The sequence below is a fragment of the Halomonas sp. LMYGS-3 genome (assembly GCF_059509875.1).
In genome coordinates this window covers 1-1139 of record NZ_JCAKFQ010000069.1, presented here as the reverse complement: position 1 = coordinate 1139, position 1139 = coordinate 1, and the positions used below count along the sequence as shown (strand labels likewise).

The 1139-nt window shown below is 68.2% G+C and carries 1 protein-coding gene; it reads left to right on the top strand.

Translation table 11 applies throughout. The features are described 5' to 3' along the window. Positions 1–1139, top strand: a 1139-nt coding sequence (gene hutU / locus AC5W54_RS22470; protein WP_495964321.1) for a urocanate hydratase, incomplete at both ends; no start/stop codon positions are given.

Genomic DNA, 1139 nt, shown 5'->3' with positions numbered 1-1139 from the left:
CGCGCCGCCCGCGACTGGCAGTGCTTCGACACCATCGTCGAGACCCTCAAGCGCCTGGAGGACACCCAGACCCTGCTGGTGCAGTCCGGCAAGCCGGTGGGCGTCTTCGAGACCCACAAGGACGCCCCGCGGGTGCTGATCGCCAACTCCAACCTGGTGCCGGCCTGGGCCACTTGGGAGCACTTCAACGAACTGGATAAGAAAGGCCTGATGATGTACGGCCAGATGACCGCCGGCTCGTGGATCTACATCGGCTCCCAGGGCATCGTCCAGGGCACCTACGAGACCTTCGTCGAGGCCGGGCGCCAGCACTACGACGGCAAGCTGGCCGGCCGCTGGATCCTCACCGCCGGCCTGGGTGGCATGGGCGGCGCCCAGCCGCTCGCGGCGAGCCTCGCCGGCGCCTGCTCGCTCAATATCGAGTGCCAGCAGTCGCGCCTCGACTTCCGCCTGCGCACCCGCTACCTGGACGAACAGGCCGAGGACCTGGATGACGCCCTGGCCCGTCTCGAGCGCTACACCGCCGAGGGCAAGGCGGTCTCCATCGGCCTGTGCGCCAATGCCGCCGATGTGCTGCCCGAGCTCGTGCGCCGTGGCGTGAAGCCCGATATGGTCACCGACCAGACCAGTGCCCACGACCCCCTGCACGGCTACCTGCCGTCCGGCTGGAGCTGGGACGAGTACGTGGCCCGTGGCAAGACCGAGCCGGAAGCCACCGTCAAGGCCGCCAAGCAGTCCATGGCGGTGCACGTCCAGGCCATGCTCGACTTCCAGGCCATGGGCGTGCCCACCTTCGACTACGGCAACAACATTCGCCAGATGGCCCTGGAGGAGGGCGTGGCCAACGCCTTCGACTTCCCCGGCTTCGTGCCGGCCTATATCCGTCCGCTGTTCTGCCAGGGCATCGGCCCCTTCCGCTGGGCGGCGCTCTCCGGCGACCCGGAGGACATCTACAAGACCGACCAGAAGGTCAAGGAGCTGATCCCCGACGACCCGCACCTGCACAACTGGCTGGACATGGCTCGCGAGAGAATTTCGTTCCAGGGGCTGCCGGCGCGCATCTGCTGGGTGGGCCTCAAGGACCGCGCCCGGCTGGGCCAGGCCTTCAACGAGATGGTCGCCAGCGGCGAGCTCAAGGC